The 18152-nt window shown below is 67.3% G+C and carries 19 protein-coding genes and 2 pseudogenes; 10 read left to right on the top strand and 11 right to left on the bottom strand.

Annotation, left to right across the window (positions count from 1 at the left end):
* Nucleotides 1-12 precede the first annotated feature (12 nt).
* From OHS57_RS22295 to OHS57_RS22310, 4 genes and pseudogenes are all read left to right on the top strand, one after another.
* Entirely contained in the window at nucleotides 13-1308 is a 1296-nt protein-coding gene (locus tag OHS57_RS22295) for an alkaline phosphatase (protein ID WP_328583138.1), read from the top strand.
* A gap of 74 nt (nucleotides 1309-1382) precedes the next feature.
* Nucleotides 1383-1916: pseudogene (locus OHS57_RS22300) on the top strand (flavoprotein); the annotation flags it as partial.
* Between the two features lie 87 nt (nucleotides 1917-2003).
* Nucleotides 2004-2324, top strand: a pseudogene (locus OHS57_RS22305) (GNAT family N-acetyltransferase); the annotation flags it as partial.
* A gap of 72 nt (nucleotides 2325-2396) precedes the next feature.
* Nucleotides 2397-3314 (top strand): cyclase family protein, encoded by a 918-nt coding sequence (locus OHS57_RS22310; RefSeq protein WP_328583139.1) that lies wholly within the window; start codon nucleotides 2397-2399, stop codon nucleotides 3312-3314.
* Nucleotides 3315-3450: 136 nt separating this feature from the next.
* On the opposite strand, the gene OHS57_RS22315 is transcribed toward OHS57_RS22310, so the two are convergent.
* The 3 genes from OHS57_RS22315 to OHS57_RS22325 are packed head-to-tail and all read right to left on the bottom strand — an operon-like array spanning nucleotide 3451 to nucleotide 7549.
* Nucleotides 3451-4524 carry a hypothetical protein gene (locus OHS57_RS22315; protein ID WP_328583140.1) on the bottom strand — a complete coding sequence of 358 codons (1074 nt, stop codon included), beginning with the start codon at nucleotides 4522-4524 and terminating at the stop codon, nucleotides 3451-3453.
* The gene (locus OHS57_RS22320) at nucleotides 4431-5675 is read right to left on the bottom strand and encodes a hypothetical protein (RefSeq protein WP_328583141.1); all 1245 of its coding nucleotides are present in this window, start codon (nucleotides 5673-5675) and stop codon (nucleotides 4431-4433) included. Before OHS57_RS22320 ends, OHS57_RS22315 begins: the two co-directional genes overlap by 94 nt.
* Nucleotides 5672-7549 (bottom strand): phosphotransferase, encoded by a 1878-nt coding sequence (locus OHS57_RS22325; protein WP_328583142.1) that lies wholly within the window; start codon nucleotides 7547-7549, stop codon nucleotides 5672-5674. Before OHS57_RS22325 ends, OHS57_RS22320 begins: the two co-directional genes overlap by 4 nt.
* A 254-nt stretch (nucleotides 7550-7803) precedes the next feature.
* Here OHS57_RS22325 and OHS57_RS22330 point away from each other — a divergent pair, with 254 nt between their 5' ends.
* Entirely contained in the window at nucleotides 7804-8205 is a 402-nt protein-coding gene (locus OHS57_RS22330) for a hypothetical protein (RefSeq protein ID WP_328583143.1), read from the top strand.
* A gap of 68 nt (nucleotides 8206-8273) precedes the next feature.
* Here OHS57_RS22330 and OHS57_RS22335 read toward each other — a convergent pair whose 3' ends face one another.
* From OHS57_RS22335 to OHS57_RS22345, 3 genes are read right to left on the bottom strand one after another with little or no spacing between them, the layout of a single operon-like run.
* A complete protein-coding gene (locus OHS57_RS22335) occupies nucleotides 8274-8696 on the bottom strand; it encodes an arsenate reductase ArsC (protein ID WP_328583144.1) in 423 nt (140 codons plus the stop codon).
* The gene (gene arsB, locus OHS57_RS22340; protein ID WP_443042938.1) at nucleotides 8689-9801 is read right to left on the bottom strand and encodes an ACR3 family arsenite efflux transporter; all 1113 of its coding nucleotides are present in this window, start codon (nucleotides 9799-9801) and stop codon (nucleotides 8689-8691) included. The genes OHS57_RS22335 and arsB overlap by 8 nt, the downstream gene beginning before the upstream one ends.
* Nucleotides 9795-10184 carry an ArsR/SmtB family transcription factor gene (locus OHS57_RS22345; RefSeq protein ID WP_328583145.1) on the bottom strand — a complete coding sequence of 130 codons (390 nt, stop codon included), beginning with the start codon at nucleotides 10182-10184 and terminating at the stop codon, nucleotides 9795-9797. Before OHS57_RS22345 ends, arsB begins: the two co-directional genes overlap by 7 nt.
* A gap of 99 nt (nucleotides 10185-10283) precedes the next feature.
* Between OHS57_RS22345 and OHS57_RS22350 the strand changes: the two genes are divergently transcribed.
* A complete protein-coding gene (locus tag OHS57_RS22350; RefSeq protein WP_328583146.1) occupies nucleotides 10284-10763 on the top strand; it encodes an ArsI/CadI family heavy metal resistance metalloenzyme in 480 nt (159 codons plus the stop codon).
* Here the strand turns inward: OHS57_RS22350 and map are convergent.
* The gene (gene map, locus OHS57_RS22355) at nucleotides 10684-11514 is read right to left on the bottom strand and encodes a type I methionyl aminopeptidase (protein WP_328583147.1); all 831 of its coding nucleotides are present in this window, start codon (nucleotides 11512-11514) and stop codon (nucleotides 10684-10686) included. The two genes, OHS57_RS22350 and map, sit on opposite strands and share 80 nt — an antisense overlap.
* Before the next feature lie 101 nt (nucleotides 11515-11615).
* Between map and OHS57_RS22360 the strand changes: the two genes are divergently transcribed.
* The gene (locus OHS57_RS22360) at nucleotides 11616-11882 is read left to right on the top strand and encodes a helix-turn-helix transcriptional regulator (protein ID WP_041986034.1); all 267 of its coding nucleotides are present in this window, start codon (nucleotides 11616-11618) and stop codon (nucleotides 11880-11882) included.
* A gap of 88 nt (nucleotides 11883-11970) precedes the next feature.
* Nucleotides 11971-13008 carry a zinc-binding alcohol dehydrogenase family protein gene (locus tag OHS57_RS22365; protein WP_328583148.1) on the top strand — a complete coding sequence of 346 codons (1038 nt, stop codon included), beginning with the start codon at nucleotides 11971-11973 and terminating at the stop codon, nucleotides 13006-13008.
* A gap of 8 nt (nucleotides 13009-13016) precedes the next feature.
* Here the strand turns inward: OHS57_RS22365 and OHS57_RS22370 are convergent, their stop codons facing one another.
* On the bottom strand, nucleotides 13017-13394 hold the full coding sequence (locus tag OHS57_RS22370; RefSeq protein WP_041986029.1) for a DUF2255 family protein: 378 nt from the start codon (nucleotides 13392-13394) through the stop codon (nucleotides 13017-13019).
* 281 nt (nucleotides 13395-13675) lie between these two features.
* Between OHS57_RS22370 and OHS57_RS22375 the strand changes: the two genes are divergently transcribed.
* Both OHS57_RS22375 and OHS57_RS22380 read left to right on the top strand, forming a co-directional pair.
* Nucleotides 13676-15238 (top strand): hypothetical protein, encoded by a 1563-nt coding sequence (locus tag OHS57_RS22375; protein ID WP_328583149.1) that lies wholly within the window; start codon nucleotides 13676-13678, stop codon nucleotides 15236-15238.
* An 88-nt stretch (nucleotides 15239-15326) separates the two neighbouring features.
* Nucleotides 15327-15866: a hypothetical protein gene (locus OHS57_RS22380; protein WP_328583150.1), complete on the top strand. Its 540-nt coding sequence runs from the start codon at nucleotides 15327-15329 to the stop codon at nucleotides 15864-15866.
* A gap of 45 nt (nucleotides 15867-15911) precedes the next feature.
* Here OHS57_RS22380 and OHS57_RS22385 read toward each other — a convergent pair whose 3' ends face one another.
* The 3 genes from OHS57_RS22385 to OHS57_RS22395 all read right to left on the bottom strand — a co-directional run bounded on the left by OHS57_RS22385 (nucleotide 15912) and on the right by OHS57_RS22395 (nucleotide 18146).
* Nucleotides 15912-16454 carry an NUDIX hydrolase gene (locus tag OHS57_RS22385; RefSeq protein WP_328583151.1) on the bottom strand — a complete coding sequence of 181 codons (543 nt, stop codon included), beginning with the start codon at nucleotides 16452-16454 and terminating at the stop codon, nucleotides 15912-15914.
* Between the two features lie 5 nt (nucleotides 16455-16459).
* Nucleotides 16460-17581, bottom strand: a complete 1122-nt coding sequence (locus OHS57_RS22390; RefSeq protein ID WP_328583152.1) for an adenosylhomocysteinase — start codon at nucleotides 17579-17581, stop codon at nucleotides 16460-16462.
* A 163-nt stretch (nucleotides 17582-17744) separates the two neighbouring features.
* On the bottom strand, nucleotides 17745-18146 hold the full coding sequence (locus OHS57_RS22395) for an ATP-binding protein (protein WP_328583153.1): 402 nt from the start codon (nucleotides 18144-18146) through the stop codon (nucleotides 17745-17747).
* Nucleotides 18147-18152: the final 6 nt, after the last annotated feature.

An 18152-nucleotide genomic window follows, 5' to 3' on the forward strand; every position in this document is an offset into this window, starting at 1 on the left:
CTAGGAGCTGTTGTGAACACACGCGTGCGTAATACACGGATGTGGGGTGCGTCGGGGGCGGCAGCGGCGGCCGCGGTCGTGGCGACCATGGTGATCAGCCCGACGTTCGGAGCCTCGGCGAGCGCCCCGCAGGTCGCGGCGAAGGCCAAGGCCCCGAAGGCGAAGAACGTCATCTTCATCAACGGCGACGGCATGGGCGCCGCCGCACGCGAGGCCGCCCGGCTGAACCTGACCGGTCTGTACGGTCAGCTCAACATGGACAAGCTGACCAACTCCGGCCAGCTGACCACCACTCCGGACGACCCGAAGGCCGTCATCACGGACTCGGCCGCCGTCGCCACCGCCTGGGCGACGGGCGAGAAGACGTACAACGGCGCGATCAGCGTCGACGTCGACGGCAACCGTCTCGCCACGCTCGGCCAGCAGGCCAAGTCGGCGGGCAAGGCAACAGGTCTCGTCACCACGGCGCAGGTCACCGACGCCTCGCCCGCCGCCTTCTTCGCCAACAGCGCGGACCGCAGCAAGCAGGACGACATCGCGCGCCAGTACCTCGACGTCAGCAAGCCCGACGTGATCCTGGGCGGCGGCGAGGACTGGTGGCTGCCGAAGGGCACCCCGGGCGCGTTCAAGGACAAGCCCGCCGAGGACCCGGCCGAGGGCAGCGTCGGCACCCAGGGCAACCTCATCAACAAGGCCAAGAAGGCCGGTTACTCGTACGTCTCCAGCGCCAAGCAGCTCGACAAGGCCAAGAACGGCAAGATCCTGGGCCTGTTCAGCAACGAGGAGATGTTCCAGCAGCGCCCCGAGGGCCAGGGCGACATCTACGACCCGGTCGTCGACCTGCCGACCATGACGACCAAGGCCCTGGGCAGCCTGGAGAAGAACAAGAAGGGCTTCTTCCTCATGGTCGAGGAGGAGGGCACCGACGAGTTCGCGCACTCCAACAACGGTGCCAAGCTGCTGCAGTCGATGCGGCAGCTGGAGAAGACGGTCGCGGTCGCCCGCGCGTACGTGGCGACGCACCCGGACACCCTGCTCGTCGTCACCGCCGACCACGAGACGGGCGGCCTGGCGGTCGAGGAGACCGACACGGCCGACGAGTCGGGCGACGGGATCTCGGCCGAGGACGGGCCGTTCTCGATCCGGGGCAGCGAGAAGAAGTTCTACCTCGACTGGACGACGTCGGGCCACACGAGCGTGGACGTCGCGGTGACGGCGAGCGGCCCGCTCTCGGACCGCTTCTCGGGCAAGCACCCGAACACGTACGTGCACGACGTGCTGTCGGAGGTCCTGGCGCCGCGCCGCTGACCGCGTACGACCTGCACGCCGGCCCCGGGAAACGCGCGAGCGGTCCCGGGGCCGGCCGGTCTAGGCTGACCGGAATGACCGCGAACACATCCGAGGCCGGCCCCGGGACGAGACCCTTCCTGTACGTGGTCGTCTGCGCGTCCGGGATCGCCGGCGGCGTCGGCGAACTCATCACCGCCGCCCAGCGACAGGGCTGGGACGTGGGCGTGGTGGCGACCCCGCAGGGCCTGGGCTTCATCGACGCGAAGGCGATCGAGGCGCAGACGGGCTACCCGATCCGCTCGGCCTGGCGCCGCCCCGGCGACCCACGCCCCCTGCCGGACCCGGACGCCATCGCGGTCGCCCCCGCCACGTTCAACACGATCAACAAGTGGGCGGCGGGCATCTCCGACACCCTGGCCCTCGGCATCCTCTGCGAGGCCCACGGCCTGCGCGTCCCCACGGCGGCCCTCCCGTGCGTGAACGCGGCGCAGGCAGCCCACCCGGCCTACCGCCAAAGCCTCACCCGCCTGCGGGAGATGAACGTCCGCATCGGCACGTACGAACCACACGTCACGACGCCGGGCGTCTTCAACTGGACGGAGGCGCTGGACCTGTTGACCCCGAAGGCGCCGGACACCGACACGTACACGTACACCTGGCGGGGCGAGTTCGAGAACAAGGCCCTCAACGACCTCCACGCGGAAGGCTTCGGCCACCCGGCCGAGTTCACCGACTGGCGCACCCAACTGACCCGCCACAGCCTCGGCTGGGTCTGCGCCCGCCGGCACGACACCCTCGTCGGCTTCGTCAACGTCGCCTGGGACGGCGGCTCCCACGCCTTCGTCCTGGACACGGTCGTCTCCACCGTGGCCCGCTCCCAGGGCATCGGCGCGGCCCTGATCAAGGCAGCGGCCGAGGGCGCCCGCGCGGCGGGCTGCGAATGGCTGCACGTCGACTTCGAGGAACACCTCCGCCCGTTCTACTTCGAAGCCTGCGGCTTCCGCCCCACGGAGGCGGGCCTCATCGCCCTGTGACGCGGTGGAGTAGCGTCGCCCCGACGTGGAGCCGCCGGCCGCGGCGGACAGTGACGAGAGGGCGCCGACCACATGGCCGATCAGACCGACCCGACCCAGCCCGCCATGCCGGACCTGCCGGACCTGCCGGACCTGCCGGACAACTGGGGGCGGTGGGGGGCCGAGGACGAACTGGGCACGCTCAACCTGATCACCGACGACGTACGCGCGGCGGCCGCAGCTGAGGTACGGACCGGGCGATGGGCCTCGCTGGCGCAGCCGATCATTCCCCAGCCGATGCTCAGCACCCCGTTCTCGCCCACGACGGTGGAGACCTCGCCCGTCCAGCACATGATGGCCTACACCGGGGTGGGCGTCGCGGCCGATGTGATGCTGGTCGCGAACCACCACGGCAAGTCCACGCACATCGACGCGCTCGCGCACTGGTCGAGCGACGACGAGGTCTACCCCGGCCGGCCGAGGGCCGAGGTCGTGACGGCCGGAGGTGTCACGGCGGCGTCGACCACGGCCTTCGCCGCCGGCATCGTCACGCGGGGAGTGCTGCTCGACCTGGCCCCCGAAGAGCCCCTTCCGTCCGGACACCCCGTGTCGTCCACCGATTTCGAGGCGGCCGAGAAGCGTCAGAGCGTCGAAGTACGGTCGGGAGACGCGCTGGTGGTCCGCTTCGGCTGGCCGGCCCACCCCCTGCTCGCCGACCGTCCGACGCCGGGAATCAGCGTCGACGCGGTGCGCTGGATGCACAGCCGGGGCGTCTCGGTCTTCGCCGGCGACCGCGGAGACGCGTATCCGCCCCTGGACCCCGGCGGACCGTCCCCGCTGCACGGCGTCGCGCTGGGGCGGCTGGCGATGCCCCTGATCGACGTGGCCGAACTGGACGACCTGGCGGCACTGTGCGCGGAGCTGAACCGCTACAGCTTCATGCTGACGGTCGCCCCGCCCCGCATCCACGGCATGACGGGAGCCCCGGTCAACCCGATAGCCACGTTCTGAGCGGCGCGACCGGCGCACCGACACTACGAGCCGCCCGTACCGTCGCCACGAGCCGCCCGTACCGGCGCCGCGAGCGGGCGGCCTGGCGCAACTACGGTCCGCCCGACGGGGATGTTCGCAATTCCGTTGATGTCGTTCATCTGACGAAAGCCCGCGCAGGTGTCTCACGGGATACATACTCCATGTCCGCCAGGAACTGGTCAGCTTTGAATGGCGAATCAAGAGCTAAGACATCAGCGACGAACTCAGCTTCCCCGATTTTGAGCAGCCGCGTCCTCGCGTCCTTTACGTGGGTGAGATACCAGGGCATTACCTGGTGCCGGATCCACGAGGAGTGACATACCTGCTCGTTGTTCACCGGGAAAATCACCGGCCGGATGAATTTTTTCTTGATGTAGCCGGTGATAGAGAAGAGCTCCTGGCACCCTGAGTGCAGTTCGTTGAGGTTGTGCCGGTCGAGGAAGATTTTGATCAGTGAGCTGAAGACGTACTTGAACTCTTCCTGGAAGTCGGAAATTTGTGGGTCGCCGGCGGTATGCAGGGTGCGTGTCAGTTGCGCGCATTGGGTGTACCACTGGCCCTGTCGCAGCGAGAAACCCAGAAGATCTTCCACTTCGCGGGGGATGACACGTGGATGCAGATTCAGACCAGTCACCGCCAGGAGAATGTCCTCGATCGCGCCTGTGAGAGCGTCGGCGAAAAGAACAATCCTGCCCTCGTGCGAGAGGGCCGCAGGGTCTTTCTCGTGAATTCTTCGAAGATCGAGCACATCCTCAGCAGTCAGGTCCGTGTCGGCGGAGAAATACTCCGCCACATTGTCGGCCTGATCGAAAAAACCTCGCTCGGCGTTGTGCGCGAACGGCCATCTGTTGAGATCATGAAGCCAGACGAGCTTGTCGACCCGCTCGACCTTTCCGGCATCGGTGATGCCGGACATCATTTTGGTGACCAGTGCCACCCGCTCGACATGCCACAGCCGTGCGAATACCGAAACGCGGGGATCAGTTTCCTCCCCGTACACCGTGACGAAACCGGTGATCTGGCGCAATCGATCGATGCGCGCGCTGTACTCCGCGGGCGGGGCGGTGGCGGTACTGCTCGGTAGGAGCTCACTCATCAGGGCATCACACTTCGGAAGGGCGCCGTCGGGTCGTCGCCCGCGCGCCGCCTGGCCTCTGTCGACCATGCGCTTTTCCATGCCCTGCGCCACTCGGTCGACTGTACGACCGGTACGTAGCGCCCGCGCATGGCGTGCATAATCGTGTTGTAATCAAACTCTGACACGGCAGCCTCAATATATAGGTATTTCTTGACTTCATTGATGGAGATGCGATCGCTGTTTATCTTCAAGAAGCGCCCCAGTCTCTCACACAGTTCAGTTGGATTGTGCCCTTCTTCATGATTCGGAGGGCGAATGGGTAAGCATCTACGGCGCTGGTCCGCAGGACAGAAACAGGGAGTGCAGCGGTCGGCGAACACGGCCGGGTTCCACGTGCCGAGCTGCTCCCTGGCCTCACTGACCAGCGCCAAGGCGCACGAGCTGTTCCGGTAGACGGGGTAGCCGACGTGCCGTCCGGCCCGGGTTGCCTCTTTCCAGCTCTCCTGATCGAACATCTGCGTCGTTCGCAGTCCCGCTCGCATCGAATCGGGTAAATGGGTGTGCAGCCGAGGATCGTCGTCGGGAACCCCGGGGCCGAGCCGTAAGCCCGTCAGTACGGAGCAGCGCATGCCGGAATTTTTCAGGGATGCGACCCAGAAAGGCATGTCGGCGGGCGCCGGCGTCAGCTCCTGGACAAAAGGGCGCCAAAAATGAACAGCCTGCTGATTCTTCGAGGCGCTGATCAGGCGTGCATTCGCAAGAGTGTCTTCGAAGTGGGAGATCCTGCCCCGTTCCAGGGGTATTCCGGCATTTCGAGCGAAAGATTGGCTGAAGAACCACACCACAGGCCATTCGAGCTCATCGATCTCGGCGACGGTTTCCTCTCGCAGTATTGATTTGGTGATGAGTATGGTGGTTCTCGGCCGTATGGTCCGGGATATTTCCCGCAGTGTCTCGACCGTCGCCCGTCTGTTCTCCGGAGTCATCAGCATATCGGTGTAGTTTCCGAGACACAGTGGTGTGGGGTCTTCGAGTGGGTCAATCAGTTCGGCCCGTCGGCCGTGCAGAAACTTGTGCACTTCTTCAGCCGTGCGGCGCGGTGTGATGCGCGGGACCGGCCTGGTGGCGCGCAGACCGAGAGGGCCGAGGTAGCAGTATGCGCAGTCCGCAGGGCAGCCTGTCACCGGATCGACGCTTATCCAGGTGTCATGCTCCGCTATCAGCGGGGGTAAGTGCTGGGCCGCACTCGTCTCGGCGGTCACGGCCAGAGGTCCAGAAACGCTTCGCGGAGGGCTTCGTACCCGCTCAACCTGTTCTTGGCCTCCAGTACCGGGTCGGAATTCCTCCAATGGAAGGCGAACGTCTCCTCCATCAGGCTTCTGCTGTGCAGTCCCGAGCTATCGAATTGGAGCTCGAACGAATCGAAGAGGAGCCTCTGCCGCTTGGCGCGCTGCGTCCTGAAGTACGGCTCGTAAAATGATGTCTCGTCGGTGATGAGGACGGTCGCACCGACGCCGAATCTGCACAGTCTGACTTCGATCAGGGGTCCGAACTCCCGGTGCAGGATTTCGAAGCCGCCGATGCTCTCGTCCGTTTTCCTGAGTAGATCGGCGTTGAGCGTGTAGGAACGCTCGTCATGTTCTTCGTAGGATTTGGAGAGTCCGAAGTACTCGGGTACGTAGGGACTGCAAATTGCTACCTGCACGCCGCCCCCGGCACTCAGTACGTCGCGGATTTCGCCGATGAACTGCCCTCTCGCCGAGAGATATGACTGTCCCGTCTCGGCAAGGAGGCGGACCGTCGAGATTCTGGTCGCCGCTTCTTCGAGTGCCGCCTTCTTCGCGGCGTTCCGCTGCTGGTTCACCACGCGTTCCGATCCACGTGTCGGGACGAACGCGGCCCGGCAGCGCAGGGAGGCGGCGAGAACTTGGGGGGCGGTGGAGATCCGGGTGCCGACCTCACCCGCTCCGGACAGCCGGCGGCGCAGGGCGCAGATGGTGTAGATCAGTGATGCCGAATCCGGCTCGTCGTGGCCCAATGAGATCCCGGCCGTCCACCGCGTTCTCTTGAGGCATTCCCGCAGTAGGAACCATCGGTACATCATCAGGGCCCCCGGGAGGGTCATCTTGGGGAGGGCTTGATACATGACCTGACGCCATTGGCTGATGCATTTGACCTGCCGACTGCTGTCGTTCCTGTTCCCTTCCCCCAGACTGACCTCGTCCCGCAGCAGATACTGGACCGCCTCGAAAAGCTTCGACTGGTCCAGTCCTTCACTGCCTTCGATCCGAGGAGTGGTACGGAAGAGCAGATCTGTCTCGAATCGAGCAAAGTCCTCGAAGATGTGTCCCCGGCGGCCGTTCCCGAAGTCGATCAGATGGACTTCTGAATGAACTGAGTCCACCAGAATGTTGGCGAACCGTACATCGCCGTGCAACAGGCGGTCGTCGTGCACAGGTGCCACGCGGATGGAGGCGATGCCCTCCTCCCACCATTCCCGGAAGCCCACCAGTTCGGGGAGGTCGGGACAGAAAGACCGCGCAGTGTTGATAGCTGCCATAATCCCCGCGTCCCATCGGAGAGGCGGGATGTACTTGAGCAGAGGCTGGGCGACGTTCGATTCACGGACGCTCTTGTTGTCCGCGAGGTTTAGGGCGATGGTGCGGAAACACTCGCGCAGCGTCGCTTCGGACGGGGATTCGTCGCGATTCGTGTTCCACAGATAAGACCGGATGAGCGCCTCGAAGTCACCGTAGTTGTCAATCTCCTCGAAGGTCTTTCCGCCGATGTACCGGTATACCAACGCCGACCAGAGGTCCGGCCGGCCGTCGATCTCTACCTCCACCGGTCCGTAGATCCCGTCAACGCCGTATTCGGTCAGCCAGGGGTCGCCCCCTGTGAAGACCGCTCTGTGATCGTGCTCCGCCGTGATCTGTTCGCCCGGACCAGCTTTGAGTACGACGGGGTCCAAGTGGGCTGTCCAGATCAGTGCGACGAGCGAACCGGTATAACCGCCCGGAAGCAGACGTATCAGCGGCTCACCCGCAGATGTCGCATCGGAGAGCGCCGGGACACTTCCGATGAGGCGTCTAATGTCGCCGGCGGACAGATGCGTATGGTGGCCGACAATCTGCAACACATCCCCCTCTGGTCACAGTTGCCACACTCCGTACCACGCGTGCACGAAGGTAAGGCTTTGGTAAGCGAGCCAGGGTTTCCACCATACGCACGATCTGAGTGCGTGTCAGCCGAGCTGTTGGACCGGAGTTAGTGCTGCGTTCAGTTGAGGTGCGTGGTTCCCGAGCCGCGTGCTTGACTTCCTGGGTGGACTCTTATGTGGCGGCGGCGATAGCGATCTTAGGGACCTTGTCCGGATCTGTGGTGAACCACATGCTGCAGAGTCGCTCGACGTCCCGGTCCGAGATGTTCGCGCGGTCCGAGCGGCTGAGAGAGCAGCGACTGGCTGTATATGGTGAGTTCGCAAAGGTGATCATGACTTATCGGAGGGCGGAGTTCGTGCGTTGGGACTCCGCGCATCGCCAACTCCCCGAGGCTGCCCGCCTAGAGGCTAAGGCAGAGTGCTACCGCATTCGGGCATCGGCCTGGCATTGTCTCTACCAGGTCGATTTTCTGTCCGACGACCCGCGACTGGTCGATGCCGCGACGAGGGTGCTGGACATCACTGCGGATCTCCATCACGCGGCGGACGACGAAGATCTGCGCGTTCGAGGTGTGCGGGTCCGCGAAGAGCTCCGCCGGTTCGTCGAGTTCGGCTCCGCGCAGGTGCTCTGAAGCGAGCGCGGCGAGCGGCGCTGCGAATGGTGTGGAGACCCCGTCCTGGCTCGGCAGAATTGGCGGAGTTACGGGAGTTCGGCGAGCAGGGTGTGGACGCGTCGCTCGATCTCGTCGCGGATGGGCCGTACCGCTTCGATGCCCTGGCCTGCGGGGTCGTCGAGTTGCCAGTCGAGGTACCGCTTGCCGGGGAAGACGGGGCAGGTGTCGCCGCAGCCCATGGTGATGACCACGTCGGACGCCTGAACGGCCGCCGCCGTCAGCACCTTCGGCGTCTCGGCGGACAGGTCGATGCCGACCTCGGCCATGGCCCGCACGGCTGCCGGGTTCACGGTATCGGCTGGTACGGATCCGGCGGAGCGGACCTCGATCCGGCCCTCGGCGAGGCGGGTGAGGAAGGCCGCGGCCATCTGCGAGCGGCCGGCGTTGTGGACGCACACGAACAGGACGGACGGCTTGGTCCCGGACGCGGGCGGGTTCGGGTCAGGCATGGGCGGGACCGGTGCCTTCCGGGAAGAAGCGGCGGGCGGCCAGGGCCACGTGGACCAGGCCGATGAGGACGGGAACCTCGACGAGCGGGCCGACGACTCCGGCGAGCGCCTGGCCCGAGGTGGCGCCGAAGGTGGCGATCGCGACCGCGATGGCGAGTTCGAAGTTGTTGCCCGCCGCCGTGAACGCCAGGGTCGTCGCCTTCGGGTAACCCAGCCCGACCGCGCGGCCGGTGGCCATGGAACCGGCCCACATCACGGCGAAGTACACCAGCAGCGGCAGGGCGATCCGTACGACGTCCAGCGGCCGGGAGGTGACGGCGTCGCCCTGGAGGGCGAAGAGGACGACGACGGTGAACAGCAGCCCGTACAGGGCGAAGGGCCCGATGCGCGGGACGAGCCTCGTCTCGTACCAGCCGCGGCCCTTGGCCTTCTCGCCCAGGCGGCGGGTGAGGAATCCGGCGAGCAGCGGGATGCCGAGGAAGACGAGGACGGAGCGGGCGATCTCCCAGACCGACACGTTCAGGGCGGTCTGTTCGAGACCGAGCCAGCCGGGGAGCACGGTCAGGTAGAACCAGCCCAGCGCGGCGAACGCGACGACCTGGAACACCGAGTTCAGCGCGACGAGCACGGCGGCGGCCTCGCGGTCGCCGCAGGCGAGGTCGTTCCAGATGATGACCATGGCGATGCAGCGGGCGAGGCCGACGATGATCAGGCCGGTGCGGTACGCGGGCAGGTCCGGCAGGAAGGCCCAGGCGAGGGCGAACATCAGGGCCGGGCCGACGAGCCAGTTCAGGACGAGGGAGGGGACGAGCAGGCGGCGGTCGCGGGTGACGGTGTCCAGGCGGTCGTAGCGGACCTTCGCGAGGACCGGGTACATCATGACGAGCAGGCCGACCGCGATCGGCAGTGAGACCCCGGTGACGGTGACCTTCGCGAGTGCGTTCCCCAGGCCGGGGACGAGGCGGCCCAGACCCAGGCCGGTGGCCATCGCGAGCAGGATCCAGACGGTGAGGAACCGGTCGAGGAACGGGAGTTGACGACCGGCCGTGATCGTTGCCGGCGTTGCCGGCGCTGCCGGCGTCGCTGTGGCGGTGTCGCTCACCACGCGGTCCCGGCCGGCTGCTGCCCGGCGGGGCGGGTGAGGATCGCGGCGAGCCGGTCCGTCATCTGCGGCAGCAGCCGGTAGTAGACCCACGTCCCGCGCCGCTCGGAGTCGATGAGCCCGGCCTGCTTCAGCAGCTTGAGGTGGTGGGAGATGGTCGGCTGGGAGACGTCGAAGGCCGGGGTCAGGTCACAGACGCAGACCTCACCGCCCGCGCGGGAGGCGATCATCGACAGCAGCCGCAGCCGCACCGGGTCACCCAGGGCCTTGAACACCTTGGCCAGATCGGCGGCCTGCTCCTCGTCCAGCGGCGCGGTGAGGAGGGTGGGGCAGCAGCCGTCACCGTCGTCGTCCTGGCCGAGGACCACCAGCTCTTGTTTCGACATGCGTCTATGTTGACGGCTGTCGATACAAGACGCAAGCTTGCATCGACGGTCATCGACAGTCATCGATGCAGGATGTCAGAGAGATCCGGGGAGACAGCCATGTCCCGTGCCCAACTCGCCCTCAACGTGGGCGACCTCGAAGCGTCGGTCGCCTTCTACTCCAAGCTGTTCGGCGTCGAACCGGCCAAGCGCCGGCCCGGCTACGCGAACTTCGCGATCAGCACCCCGCCGCTCAAACTCGTCCTCATCGAGGGCGAACCGGGTCAGGAGACCCGGCTGGACCACCTCGGCGTCGAGGTCGAGACCGCAGAGCAGGTCACCGCCGCCACCACCCGCCTCAAGGACGCCGGGCTCGCCACGTTCGAGGAGAACGACACGTCCTGCTGCTACGCCGTCCAGGACAAGGTGTGGGTCCACGGCCCCGGCAGGGAGCCCTGGGAGGTCTACGTCGTCAAGGCGGACGCCGACCGGATGGGCGCCGCCCCCGGCGAAGTCCTCGTCAGTGGCCGGGTGTCGACGACTTCTTCCGGGGTTCCCGGCCCTTGCTGCTCTGCTCGTTCTTCTGAGGGCGTCGGGTGAGGACCAGCGGGCCGGACTCCGTCACCGCGACCGTGTGTTCGGAGTGAGCGGTGCGTGAGCCGTCGGCCGAGCGGATCGTCCAGCCGTCCGGGTCGAAGACGATCTTGTTGGTGCCGGCGGCGAACCAGGGCTCGATCGCGATCGTCAGGCCCGGGCGCAGCTTCCAGCCTCGGCCGGGGCGGCCGTCGTTGGGGATGTGCAGGTCTTCGTGCATCGTGCGGCCGATCCCGTGGCCGCCGAACTCCAGGTTGACCGGGTAGCCGTACTCGGCGGCGACGCCACCGATGGCCGCCGAGATGTCGCCGAGCCTGTTGTCCGGCACGGCGACCTTGATCGCGGCCTCCAGGGCGACCTCGGTGGCCTCGATCAGCCGCAGGTCCTCCTCGGCCGGGGTGCCGACGACGACGGAGTGGGCCGAGTCGGCGGCCCAGCCGTCGACGGTCACCGCCATGTCCATCGTCAGCAGGTCGCCGTCGCGCAGCTTGTAGCTGTGCGGCAGGCCGTGCAGCACGGCGTCGTTCACCGAGAGGCATACGACGTTGCGGAACGGGCCCCTGCCGAAGGAGGGCGCGTAGTCCCAGTAGCACGACTCCGCGCCGCGCTCCTTGATCCGGCGGCGCGCGTGGTGCTCCAGGTCCATCAGGTTGACTCCGACCGCCGCCAGGTCGCCCAGCTCGGCCAGCACCTCGCCGACGAACTGGCCGGTGACGTGCATACGCTCGATGTCCTGCGGAGTTTTGTGCACGATCACTGCGATCCTCGATTCCCGGGGCGGCCGACAGGTATATTTATACCAGAGGGGCGGAGGGTGCGATGGTTGCCGCCGTACACCCACGCCTCTAGCATGTGGGCATGGTTCGCCATCCGCTCGCCCCCGAACAGATCGAGGCGGGCCGACGCCTCGGGGCCGCGCTGCGGACCGCCCGAGCCGGACGCAGCCCCGCCGAAGTGGCCCTGGCTGCGGAGATCTCGCCCGAGACGCTGCGCAAGATCGAGACCGGCCGGCTGCCCACGCCCGCGTTCGGCACCGTCGTCCGGCTCAGCGAGGTACTTGGCGTACCGCTGTCCGACCTCGCCGCGATCTGGCGCACCGACCCGGCGCTGAGCCAGGCCTCCTAGGCGCTCCGGCCGTCTTAGCCCTCCTAGCCGCTCTGGCGGGGGCGCGGACCCGGTTGCCCCTGCGGGGCGGCCGCCGCACGCTGGAATCATGACCACTGCCGGTTCCGTCCCGGAGACACCGCACAGCTGGGCCGTCGAGCGGCCGGGCCCCATGGACACCGGCCCGCTGGTACGGGTCCGGCGGCGACCGGCCGCGCCGGGCCCGGGGGAGTTGTCGCTACGCGTCGAGGCGTGCGGCGTCTGCCGTACGGATCTGCATCTGGCCGAGGGGGATCTCGCGCCCCGGCACCCCTCGACCGTCCCCGGCCACGAGATCGTCGGGCGTGTGATCGCCGTGGGTGAAGGGGTGACGACATTCGGTGTCGGCGACCGCGCCGGGGGTGCCTGGCTGCGGGGCACCTGCGGGACGTGCCGCTACTGCCGGGCGGGGCAGGAGAACCTCTGCCCCCGGTCCGTCTACACGGGCTGGGACGAGGACGGCGGCTTCGCCGACCTGGCGCTGGTTCCGGCCGCCTTCGCCTACCCGCTGCCGCAGGACCAGGACGCCGCCTCGCTCGCGCCGCTGCTGTGCGCCGGGATCATCGGCTACCGCGCGCTGCGCCGCAGCGCACTGCCCGAGGGTGGGCGGCTCGGCATCTACGGCTTCGGCGCCTCGGCGCATCTGGCGGCGCAGGTGGCCCTGGCCGAGGGCGCCACCGTCCATGTGCTGACCAGGTCGGCGCGGGCACGTGAACTGGCGCTCAGCCTCGGCGCCGCGTCGGCGGGCGACGCGTACGACCGGCCGCCCGAACTGCTGGACTCGGCCGTCCTGTTCGCCCCCGTCGGCGACCTGGTCCCGGTGGCCCTGGAGGCACTGGACCGCTCCGGCACGCTCGCGGTCGCCGGCATCCACCTCTCCGACATCCCCTCGCTGAACTATCAGCGCCATCTCTTCCAGGAGCGCGACCTGCGCAGCGTCACCTCCAACACCCGCCAGGACGGCCGGGAGTTCCTGGCCCTCGCCGGTCGCATCGGGATTCAGGTCACCGTCACCCCGTACCCGATGAGCCGCGCGGACCAGGCGCTGACCGACCTGGCGGCCGACCGCGTCAACGGCGCGGCCGTACTCGTACCGGACACGACCTAGGGTTCCGCCTACGCGCGGTCGAGCCGCAGGGTGGACGCCGCAGCCGTGGCCGTCACCATCGAACCGTCGTCACCACCGCCGTACTTGGCGCGGTACGCGGCGTCGACCTCGCCCGTGACCTCGGCCGACGCGTCGCCGATGTCCTCGACGGTGACGTCGGCCTCCAGACCCGGCACGCGGACACGGGCCCGGCGCGACCGCAGAGCGGCACCGAACCAGCCGGTGTCCCGCCGGTACCAGGTCCGCACGTACGTCTGCCCACCCGCGCAGACGACCCAGATCGGCACCCACTGCCGCAGCGTGTCGTCGGAGCGTCTGACCGCGATCTCCAGCTCCCCGGCCTCGCTCAGGAGTCGCAGATCGTCCGAAGACCATGGGTCAGTCATGATCGAGGCCCTCCTCGGCAGTCGGCTTCCACCACGTCGTCAGCAAGCCTGTCACAGCTGTCACCACACAAACCTGGGATCGTCCGGTGGACGTCATCGACATGCCGGGCCCGACATCACGGTGCCGGCCAACGGCTGGGACAACTTGGTCCGCCGGCTCGGCGGCGACCACCTGGTACGCGCGCCCCGACGCGCCCTGGCCGCCGACCTCGTCGCCGCCGGCACGACGTCCCAACTGACCCACCTGGCCCACCCCCGCAGAACGGTCCGCCGCGCAACAGGTGTGGCACGACGCCCTCGCCGCGCCCGCATGGGACGGCCGCCGCGCCTCCGCCCGAGCCGACGACAACACCTGGAACCGGGCCTGCGGCTGGGCCCTGGCACTGGCCCTGGTTTTCCTGACCCACTCGGCGGACAACCCCCTGATGGCCAAGATCGGCCGCCGCACCCTGAACGCGGTGCTGAAAGAGGAACAGCCCCGTCCGAGCACCGCTCCCGCCGCGCGGGCAGCCCTCCCCCTCCGAGCCGGGCTGTTTGTCGTCGTCACCGCAGTCCTCTGGCTTCTGGCGCTGGCCGCAGATCCGGCCGCGGCGGTGATCGAGTTGCTGGTGGCGCTCGGCGCGGGCCTGACCGTGGCTCACTTCGGCCGCCCGTGGTGGTACCAGGACCGGCAGCTGAAGGCCGCAAATCGTGAACTCTACGTCGCACAGACAGGTGATCCCGCCGCTGCCGGCGACGGGTTCACCAAGCGCGTCCGTCATTCGTTCGATCATTACTTCGCCATCCGCACGCCTTACGGGTTCGCCTCGCACGAATGGCTCGGTCACACCTTCCACGTCCGCAATGGCCTCGCCACCGAGATCGCGTATCTGTACCGCGAGAGCCGAATCAGCGTGGACCGGGTCAACTGGCTGATCCGCCATCTCGCCGAGGACGCCCGCGACCGGTTCAACAAAGGCACTCTGTTCGATCAACGCCACCAGAACAAGACGCCGGTGGTCACGAAGGTCCTGTGTGTGGTCGCCGTCATCATTCTCGGCATCTCGACCCTTGCCCTGCTCGCGACAGTGGCCGCAGGCGCGGACGCGTCGCGGGTGCTGCTGGCCATCCTGGCGGTGGTCGGTGCGGTCTGGTCGGGACGCGAGGCCGCGTCCCTGTGGCTGGAGGCCTGGGGTGAGGAGCGTCGAACGGCCGAGGAAACACATCTGTACCAAGAGCGGCTGTACGGGCGGCAAGTCGCGTACCAGAACTGGAAGTCGTTCCTGGACGCCACGCGACCCAGTGAGCTGGAGATGGAGACCTGGCTCACCTGCGACAAGACGCTGTTCGTCGACGAAGCACTCCGCCACTACCAGCTCACCTGGCGCGACCTGATCACCCACACCATCCTGCTGACGCCCGCGCGCCCCTACAAGCGAGGGCGGGTAAAGGGCGGTCCTTGGCGGTACTCGCGCTACAGCATCCGTCTTTTCCTGGTCACACAGGACGGCGTGCGTGAAATCAGCACAGAATTCGATTTCACCGACGCGAAGCGTGGGGACGAGCAGCGAAGCAACTACCGGTTCGACGCGCTGTCCTCCGTACAGGTCACGGAACGCACCCGTACCGGCTACGACCTGGAGCTCGTCCTCACCAACGGGCCGGCCAGGAACATTCGCGTCAAAGACGCCGACACCCATCAACTGGCGCCGGACGAAAACGCCCAGGACATCGCCGAGATCAACCTCAACGCGGCTGGCTTCATCCACACCTTCCGCCTCCTGGAAGGAATCGCGGCGGACGGAAAGGGCTGGATCGAGCGAAACAACCCCAACAATCTTCCGTCCTTCCGAGCAGCCGACTGACTCGTCCGGGCCTTCAGGGCGGGCAGGGGCCGGAGCGCCGGAGCCCTGCCCGCCCACGCATCAGCGCAGCCGGAACCCGAGCTGAGGAATGGCCGTGGCCGACACCCAAGACGTCACCGAGAGCAGACTGCTGCTGGCCGAGTACGACCGCATCAAGGAGGAGCAGAAGACCCGCATAGGATTCCGCGACAACCTGCTCTACTTCACACTCGCCGCGTCCACCGCGGTCGTGGCGATCGCCGTCCAGAGCGGCAAGTCTCAACTGTTGCTCGCCGTCCCCGTGATCTGCATGATCCTGGGCTGGACCTACCTGGTCAACGACGAGAAGATCTCGGCGGTCGGCTGCTACATCCGCGACCAGTTGGGACCGCGCCTGGCCGAACTCAGCGATGCCCCCGGCGCGGTGTTCGGCTGGGAGACGTACCACCGCACCGACGCGACCCACACCACGCGCAAGCGACTCCAGACCGCTGTGGATCTGCTCACGCATGTGGCCTTGCCGATGATCTGCGTCACCGCCTTCTGGCGCTCTCCGGCCGTCGAGCCATTACTCGTGATCGTCTCCCTCGCACAGACAGCTGCCCTGGCCGTACTGGGCTGGCAGTTCCTGCGCTACGCGGAGCGGTAGGGCCGCGCAACGTACCCGTGCTCCGGAGCCGTCGACCCTCGGCGCTCAGAGAAGCGCCCTGGCGACCCGTTGCCTCAGCCGCTCGTCGGCGAGGCTCTCCACCGTGCGCCACGCCGCGTCGGTGACCTCCTCGGTTTGCAGTTCGCCGATGTCGGCGCTGGTACGGAAGAGGAAGCGGAAGTCGAAGTGCTGGTGGGCGGGTTCGGCCTTGGCGGGGTTGGCGTCGATGAGGTGGATGTCGACGTGGAGCGGGATCTCGCTGTGTGGAGTGACGACGTGGGGCGGGACGCCCGTCTCCTCGGCGAGTTCACGGCCGGCGGCTTGCAGGAGCGTGTCGTCGGAGGGCTCGATGTGGCCGCCGGGCAGCAGCCATTTGCCGGTGGCGTTGTGGAGGATGTGCAGGACACGGCCGTCGCGGCCGACGAGGATGGCGCCCGCGGTGACGTGGCCGGGCAGGGATTTGCGGCTGGTGAGGTCGTCGCCGTCGTCGAGGAGGCACTGGACGATGCCGATCTCGCGCTTGTCCTCGGGGTACTGATCGAGGTACGCGGTGATAGTGGTGCGGATGTGGTTGGCCGTGATGGGCATGGTGATCACCTGTTGAAGTAGGAGAGCCAGGTCGCCGCGATGGCCTCGCGGTCAGGTGCGGGGACCTCGTGGATGCCAGGGGCGAGATCTCCGCGGGTAAGCATCCTGATTGCGGCGAGGATCTCGGCCTGGATCAGGAAGATGAATGGCCCAACGCTCGCGCCGTGGATGAAGTTGACGGCATTGCCGCCGTTCGCCAGATAGAAGTAATGGCCGGTGGTCTGGTAGCGGGTGACATGGTCGCCGACGACAGTGCGTGTGTAGACGTCCGACAGACCGGCGAGGTCGAGTTCGTCCTCGCTGGAGGTGACGGTGGCGACGTAGGCGCCGTTGCGCAGGTGGGAGAAGTCCTCGCGGCGCAGGGAGACCGCACCGGTCGCACAGAGCACCAGGCCGGCGCCGGTGAGCGCGGTCTCGCGATCGCGCGCGACGGTGAAGCCCTGAGACAGGGCCTGGGTGCGGCGTACGGGGTCGATGTCGAAGACAGTGACCTGGACGCCCTTGGCGTGCAGGAGCCGGGCTATGGAGGAGCCGAGCTTGCCGAAGCCGATCACGAGGGCGGGGCGGCCGTGGAGGATGTCGCCACGCCCGCGCATGACGGCCTCTGTGGAAAACACGACGGACTGGCCGACGAGGTAGTCCTCGGGATCCTTGAGCGGGGAGCGGGCCACCGAGATGACAGGGCAAGGCAGTTTGTCGAGGGATTCGTAGCGGCGGTGGCCGTTCTCGGTGTCCTCGACGACGCCGACCAGGCGACCGGTGAAGCGACTGTGGATGTCGGTGAGGGTGGGCGCGAAATAGCCGCCGACATCGAGGAGGGACACGGGTTCCCCGGCGGCCCGGGATTCGAAGTAGTCCAGCGCGGTGTCCGGGTCGGTGAACAGTTCGCGGGTCAGGGTATCGACGGCGACGGTCCGCTCGGTCTCGCGCTGGGCAGCCGGGTGGACGGACTTCGGCTTGGGCAGCACCGCCGTGAGCCGCGTCATCGCGGCAACGGCGCGGACGAATGCGGGGCGCTCGGCCAGTAGGTGGGTGATCAGGAACGACGAGGTCTGCTCGGCGGGGGCGAATTGGACGGCGATCCGGGCGAAGTATGCGTCCAGCTTGGCGCGTTCGAAGGTTTCCACGGCAGTTGCCTCTCATCCGTAGCGCCCGGGTAGGCGGAGGTGGGACTGGGGGTAAGCAGGATTCGGACGAGGCCACGGCCGTTCGGACCGGCATCTGGCCAGCCCCGGGCGGCGAGCGAGGCCAGTCACCGAAGCTTGGGGTCGGGCGGAGTGCGGATGGCGCTCACGTGGTCGTCCCTCCTGCGGTCTTGAAGCAGGACCAAACGATCTTTCCGAGCGGAGCGCGGTCCTGCACTCCCCAGCCGTCGGCAAGCGCGGCCAACAAGACCAGACCGCGTCCGGACACGTCGGTGTCGGCGGCCTGGCGGCTCTCGGGGCGCAGGCGGCGGCTGTCGTGCACCTCAAGGCGTACGACGTCGGTCCCGGCGTCGAGGCGGACCAGGAATCCGTGGTCGGAGACAGTGCCGTGGACCAATGCGTTCGTCGCCAGCTCGGAGACGCACAGGCGGATGTCGTCGATCCGTCCTGCAAGGTCCCATCCGGACAGGGTCTCGCAAGCGAATTCCCTTGCCTGTCGCACAGATTCGGGGTGGGCCGCGAAGAAGCGCTGCACAGTTTCCGTCAACGCTGC

Source organism: Streptomyces sp. NBC_00370 (assembly GCF_036084755.1).
GTDB lineage: Bacteria > Actinomycetota > Actinomycetes > Streptomycetales > Streptomycetaceae > Streptomyces.

Bases quoted from the DNA above. Each gene is read 5' to 3' on its own strand.
- OHS57_RS22310 (WP_328583139.1), top strand. From the start codon at position 2,397: ATGGCCGATCAGACCGACCCGACCCAGCCCGCCATGCCGGACCTGCCG.
- OHS57_RS22330 (WP_328583143.1), top strand. From the start codon at position 7,804: ATGCTGCAGAGTCGCTCGACGTCCCGGTCCGAGATGTTCGCGCGGTCC.
- OHS57_RS22335 (WP_328583144.1), bottom strand. From the start codon at position 8,696: ATGCCTGACCCGAACCCGCCCGCGTCCGGGACCAAGCCGTCCGTCCTG.
- OHS57_RS22345 (WP_328583145.1), bottom strand. From the start codon at position 10,184: ATGTCGAAACAAGAGCTGGTGGTCCTCGGCCAGGACGACGACGGTGAC.
- OHS57_RS22350 (WP_328583146.1), top strand. From the start codon at position 10,284: ATGTCCCGTGCCCAACTCGCCCTCAACGTGGGCGACCTCGAAGCGTCG.
- OHS57_RS22360 (WP_041986034.1), top strand. From the start codon at position 11,616: ATGGTTCGCCATCCGCTCGCCCCCGAACAGATCGAGGCGGGCCGACGC.
- OHS57_RS22365 (WP_328583148.1), top strand. From the start codon at position 11,971: ATGACCACTGCCGGTTCCGTCCCGGAGACACCGCACAGCTGGGCCGTC.
- OHS57_RS22370 (WP_041986029.1), bottom strand. From the start codon at position 13,394: ATGACTGACCCATGGTCTTCGGACGATCTGCGACTCCTGAGCGAGGCC.
- OHS57_RS22380 (WP_328583150.1), top strand. From the start codon at position 15,327: ATGGCCGTGGCCGACACCCAAGACGTCACCGAGAGCAGACTGCTGCTG.
- OHS57_RS22385 (WP_328583151.1), bottom strand. From the start codon at position 16,454: ATGCCCATCACGGCCAACCACATCCGCACCACTATCACCGCGTACCTC.